At 42.0% G+C, this 5,726-nt stretch carries 5 protein-coding genes and 1 pseudogene; 3 read left to right on the forward strand and 3 right to left on the reverse strand.

Features of this window, described 5'->3' with window-relative positions:
• The 3 genes and pseudogenes from CV945_RS16010 to ybaK all read left to right on the forward strand — a co-directional run.
• Positions 1-370, forward strand: a 370-nt coding sequence (locus tag CV945_RS16010) for a transposase (RefSeq protein WP_198518534.1), incomplete at its 5' end; no start/stop codon positions are given.
• Positions 371-559: 189 nt separating this feature from the next.
• Positions 560-1,822 (forward strand): annotated as a pseudogene (locus tag CV945_RS16015) (iron-containing alcohol dehydrogenase); the annotation flags it as partial.
• A 141-nt stretch (positions 1,823-1,963) separates the two neighbouring features.
• Complete coding sequence (ybaK, locus tag CV945_RS16020) at positions 1,964-2,464, forward strand: Cys-tRNA(Pro) deacylase (RefSeq protein ID WP_100660158.1); 501 nt, start codon at positions 1,964-1,966, stop codon at positions 2,462-2,464.
• Here ybaK and CV945_RS16025 read toward each other — a convergent pair.
• From CV945_RS16025 to CV945_RS16035, 3 genes are all read right to left on the reverse strand, one after another.
• Positions 2,461-3,261, reverse strand: a complete 801-nt coding sequence (locus tag CV945_RS16025; protein WP_033017069.1) for an endonuclease/exonuclease/phosphatase family protein — start codon at positions 3,259-3,261, stop codon at positions 2,461-2,463. The two genes, ybaK and CV945_RS16025, sit on opposite strands and share 4 nt — an antisense overlap.
• A 3-nt stretch (positions 3,262-3,264) precedes the next feature.
• Positions 3,265-4,905 carry a PTS transporter subunit IIBC gene (locus CV945_RS16030; RefSeq protein ID WP_062677904.1) on the reverse strand — a complete coding sequence of 547 codons (1,641 nt, stop codon included), beginning with the start codon at positions 4,903-4,905 and terminating at the stop codon, positions 3,265-3,267.
• 239 nt (positions 4,906-5,144) lie between these two features.
• A partial coding sequence (locus CV945_RS16035; RefSeq protein WP_157807548.1) for a transposase occupies positions 5,145-5,726 on the reverse strand: 582 nt, incomplete at its 5' end.

The following is a 5,726-nucleotide window of genomic DNA, read 5'->3' on the forward strand; positions in this document are numbered from 1 at the left end:
GCTTCGATTGGACAATATCTTGGAGGAGTATCCGGTACTTTCCATTGCTTATTATCTGAAAGAGTTGTTTCGGGATTTTTACCGAACCGATGGATATAATGAAGCAAAGGAACGCTTGGAAAAATGGATTCAGTTAGCCAAACAGAGCCCTTTTGCTTCTTTTCAGGAAGCAGCCAACACGCTTGAAAGGTGGAAGGAGCCTATTCTTTCCTACTTTTTGTGCCCATATACGAATGCCCGAATCGAGGGGACGAATCACAAGATCAAAAACATCAAACGCCGGGCATATGGCTATCGAAATCTAGAACGGTTTCGTTCGCGTGTATTTCTGGAGTGTACAGGGAACACTACAGGCAGTCAGGCTGCTTAAGCACTCCCTTCTTCCGCTATCGGTATGATAGTTGGTAGAATGGAACCCGTCAAGGAAAGCACTTGGCTGTTTCCATTCTACCAACTTCGTGGTCTGTATGCGGAAGAAGGATCCTGACTGATGAACCTATTTCATCCAGCTAACATGTTTCTGGGATTGAGTGAAAATCACAGAAAATGGTGAAGACCCAAAAAATTAGCGAGAAGGAATGTAAACATGCAATGGTTTAAAGTTCCACCAAAAATTTATTTTGAAAAACATGCGACACAATATTTAGCGAAAATGCCAAACATCTCACGTGCCTTTATCGTTACAGACCCAGGTATGGTGAAGCTCGGCTATGTCGATAAAGTGTTATACTATTTGCGTAAACGTCCAGATTATGTGCATTGCGAAATTTTCTCAGAAGTTGAACCAGATCCATCAATTGAAACAGTGATGAAAGGTGCCGACATGATGCATGCGTTCCAGCTAGACGTCATCATCGCGCTCGGCGGTGGTTCGGCGATGGACGCGGCGAAAGCGATGTGGCTGTTCTATGAACATCCAAATACCGACTTTAATGGCTTAAAACAAAAGTTTTTAGATATTCGTAAACGCGTATTTAAATATCCAAAACTCGGTCAAAAAGCGCAATTTGTCGCGATTCCAACAACATCTGGTACAGGTTCAGAAGTGACATCGTTTGCGGTCATTACAGATAAGAAAAATAACGTCAAATATCCGCTTGCTGACTACGAGTTAACACCAGATGTCGCCATCGTTGACCCACAATTCGTCATGACGATGCCAAAACATATTACAGCGGATACAGGTATGGACGTATTAACACATGCGATTGAAGCGTACGTATCGAACATGGCAAACGACTACACAGACGGATTAGCACTAAAAGCCATTCAACTCGTCTTTGAATACTTGCCACGCGCATACAAAAACGGCAACGATGAAGTGGCGCGCGAAAAAATGCATAACGCATCAACGATTGCCGGTATGGCATTCGCGAACGCATTTTTAGGCATTAACCATAGTTTAGCGCATAAACTTGGCGCAGAATTCCATATTCCGCACGGACGTGCGAACACGATTTTAATGCCGCACGTCATTCGTTATAACGCGACAAAACCGAAGAAATTTGTAGCGTTCCCTAAATATGAACATTTTATCGCGGATAAACGCTATGCGGAAATCGCACGCATTTTAGGATTGCCAGCACGCACAACGGAAGAAGGAGTCGAAAGCCTCATTCAAGCGATTATCAAGCTTGCAAAAGAACTCGATATGCCATTAAGCATCGCGGCAACAGGCGTCAGCAAAGAAGAATTCGAAAGCAAAGTCGATCAATTGGCAGAGCTTGCGTTCGAAGATCAATGTACAACCGCAAACCCTAAATTGCCGTTAGTCAGCGATTTAGCCGAAATTTATCGCCAAGCATATAAAGGAGTTGAATGAAGAAACAGGGATGTCCCGCGGGGATGTCCCTTTTTATCATGATCAAAGACTTCTTCGCTTCCCTTGGTCCGTAAAAGTTGTTAAGAAAAGCGGTTCAAGGTAAACTAAACATGAAGCTACTTAATAGGCAGGGGAAATGAGATGAAACAAGCAAAAACGAACGCGATGCGTCTATTAGACCGAGAAGGCATCTTATATGATGTGCGGACATATGAAAACAACGATGGAAAAATCGATGGGGTATCCGTAGCGAAAAAAATCGGAAAAGACCCAAAAACTGTCTATAAAACGTTAGTGACGAAAGGAAGCAGCGGAACGATTTACGTATTTGTCATTCCTGTAGAGGCGGAACTTGATTTGAAAAAAGCAGCGAAAGCGGCACAAGAGAAAAAAGTAGAGCTTCTTCCTGTTCATGAGATTGAAAAGCACACAGGCTATGTTCGCGGCGGATGTTCACCGATTGGAATGAAGAAGCAATATGGCACGTTTATTGATGAAACGGCTCTTCAACTTAAAAAAATCATTGTCAGCGCAGGAAAGATTGGCATGCAAATCGAACTGTGCGTCGATGATTTGCAGAAGATGACGGGTGCAAAGCTCGTCGATCTTGTAAAAGAAAAAGAAAAAGACGGACACAACTAGGCGAGTCCGTCTTCAATTTCTACCTCTACTCCGAAATGGTCGGAAATGACATGGCCATTTTGGCCGTTAAAAATGGTTTTAGAGTATTTTACGTGTAAAAGCTTGTTTGATAGAATCAAATCAATGCGTAAGTTTTTTTCGTTTTCATTCCAACCATCAATTTTCCCTTGAACCGTAGTACCGCTATCCTTCTCTTTTGCTAGTACGTATGTGTCATAAAGCCCTCTACTCATCATGTAATCATAGCCCTCTCCACGAATGTGGGCGTCGTTATTAAAATCGCCCATGAGGAAGAAAGCGTCTTCATATTCAATTTTTTTAAGAAGTGTATCAAACTGATCGCCGAAAGGTTCTTCTTCATCATGCCACCAACCAAGATGACAAGAATAAAACGAGAGAGGGCGTCCATGCCAACGAATGGTTGCCCCAACGATTTTGCGAGTTTTCCAAAATAAAGGATTCTGATTTTTAGAAACATAGAAAGAATGTTTCTTTATAATAGGATGTTTTGTTAAAATGGCTAATCCTTCTTCATATTTCTCATAGCCGATATGAGCAAAATCCCAAACGAGAGAATAATCACGACAACCGAGTTGCTCAAGATTTTTTAATAAAATGAATGCAAAGTTATCTTCTTTTATGTTTTCATAGATGTATGGAGCTTCAATCGATTGGCTTACTTCTTGCAAAGCGATGACATCGTATTTTTTTTCGTTTATGATTTCAGCTAAATACTTAATTTTTTGCAATTGATTTTCCTCTTGCCATGAGTGGCAATTTAATGTTAGTAATTTCATGGCTTAAACCCCTAAAAGATCTTGAATATTGGATTTTAAAACATCTGCTTTTGGTCCATAAATGGCTTGAACGCCTTTATCTTTTAAAATTAATCCGAGTGCTCCTGCTGTTTTCCACTCTTGTTCAGAAGCCACTTTATGAATATCTTTTACCGTTACACGTAAACGTGTCATGCACGCATCGACATCCTCAATGTTATCTTTGCCGCCGAGTAATTCAATAATATGAGCGGCTAAAGAATCGTCATTGGTTGTATTTTTTGATTGAGATTGAGCTGGCTCTTCTGCTTCTATATAGTTTCCGTTTCGACCCGGTGTTGGCAAGTTCAGTTTTTTAATCAGTGCATTGGATACAACAAAGCTGATGCCGAAAAATGCAAGGCAAGAAATAGCGAAGTTCACCAAATCTTTTACAAGTCCTGCTTTAATGATCATTGGTGTTCTTGTTAAAAATTCAATAAAGCCAAATGCGTGAATACGTAAATGGATTAGATCGGCAAGGGCAAACGCTAAACCAGTTGTAATCGCATACACAATATATAAAACGGGTGCGACAAACATAAACATGAATTCGATCGGTTCTGTCACGCCTGTCAAAAATACGGCTAATGCTGCAGAGAAAAACATGGATTTATATTTTTCGCGCTTGTCTTTATCAACATTGATATACATAGCTAATGCAACACCGATGAGAGAAGCGGTCGATGTAATCACTTGTCCAACTTTAAATCGTGCTGGATGAACGGTTTCAAGCAAATGATGGTATGTTTTTGTGTCTCCAGAAGCTAACAGGTTGTTTAAATCGGTGATCCATGCAAGCCATAAAGGATCTTGACCAGCAACGATTTGTCCTGCTTTTGAACCGGTTAAAATCGTATAGGTTCCACCGAGCTCTGTATAGTTCACTGGCACTGTTAACATATGATGTAAGCCAAATGGCAATAAGAGACGCTCCAACGTACCGAAAATAAAAGGTGCAATGATTGGCGCTGTATCTTTAGACGTAGCGATCCAACGTCCAAATCCGTTTAATAAGCTTTGAACAGACGGCCATACGATCGATAAAATAAGCGCTGTGATAACTGAACCAGCGATCACAACAAATGGAACAAATCTTTTCCCATTAAAGAAATTAAGAGATTTTGGAAGACGATCAAAGTTATAATATTTATTATATAAGGAAGCTCCTAAAAATCCTGAAATGATTCCTACAAAAACCCCCATGTTTAATGCCGGAGCTCCAAGAACAGAGATAAAGTAATCTTTAACAATTAGTTTGCTTCCAGTAATGGTGACGACAGTTGCTTCTGGGTCTTGCAACATGGCATTATTGACGCCAAAAATCGCTCCTGTGATACGGTTAATTAAAATAAATGCAATAAGTGCCGCAAAAGCTCCGCCTGCACGCTCTTTTGCCCAAGAGCCCCCGATTGCGACCGCAAATAAAATATGGAGATTGACAATGATCGCCCAACCGATATCCTCCATAATCCGTGCAATCGATTGCACGAATGAAACATCTCCGCTCATCATGCCAATTAATTTTCCTAATGAAATCATCAAACCGGCTGCAGGCATGACAGCAACAACGACCATCAATGCTTTCCCGAACTTTTGCCAAAAATCGAATGATGTCAATTTCATTTTTTTTATTTTTTCTCTCTCCCTTCTAAATGGTAGGGGGTTAGTTGAAAGTGAATACATTTTCTTGTGTGATTTTCAAACAAATTCATCAACTTCAATGCAACCGGTTGCATTATCTATTTTAGTTGAATGGGTAAAATTATGCAATAGAAAGAGATGATTTGTAAAAAATTTTAACTGTAGATGAGCATTTTTCATTACAATAATTTCCATGCTTTAAGAGACAAACAGGGTCCCCCTTACGCGATACGGAGCTGTTTTTTGATCACATCATTGGGAATCTCTTGCTTCGCAGCGTCATAAATGAACTCGACGACGCTGTGGTCTTTCCGCGACCGAAGAAGCTCCAGCCCGGTGGAGAGGTTTTGTCGGGATTCGGCGATGCTGTACAACAGCACCACCGCCCAATACCGTTTCACCGCCCGAATGTGGCGAACGCGGTATCCATCCAGCTTCAGTTGATCTTTCGCCTGCCGGAAAAAGCACTCGATCGTCCAGCGCYGGGCGTAGTAACGCAAGATGTCTTCGTCCCCGAGTTCCCGGTCGGTGCTCAAGATGCAATGAAGATGTTCCGGCGYCAYCGGCTGATCCGCCTTCCAAGCCAGCAGCACCACCGCGTCATCGAGGCCATGGATGGCCCCCTCATAGCGATACACGCGATAACGCTCCTGCCCCACCGTGACGAGGCGGGTGTCTTTGGACTCGATATAGCGGGCRAACTGCTTGGCTTGGATGGCGATGCCTTTCGGGTAGAGAATCCGGTTCGTCTTGAGCATCGCGATGACATGGAATCCCTGTTTCAGACAGGCTTCGATGAGCTT

The organism is Geobacillus sp. Manikaran-105, assembly GCF_002809955.1.
Lineage (GTDB): Bacteria > Bacillota > Bacilli > Bacillales > Anoxybacillaceae > Geobacillus > Geobacillus thermophilus.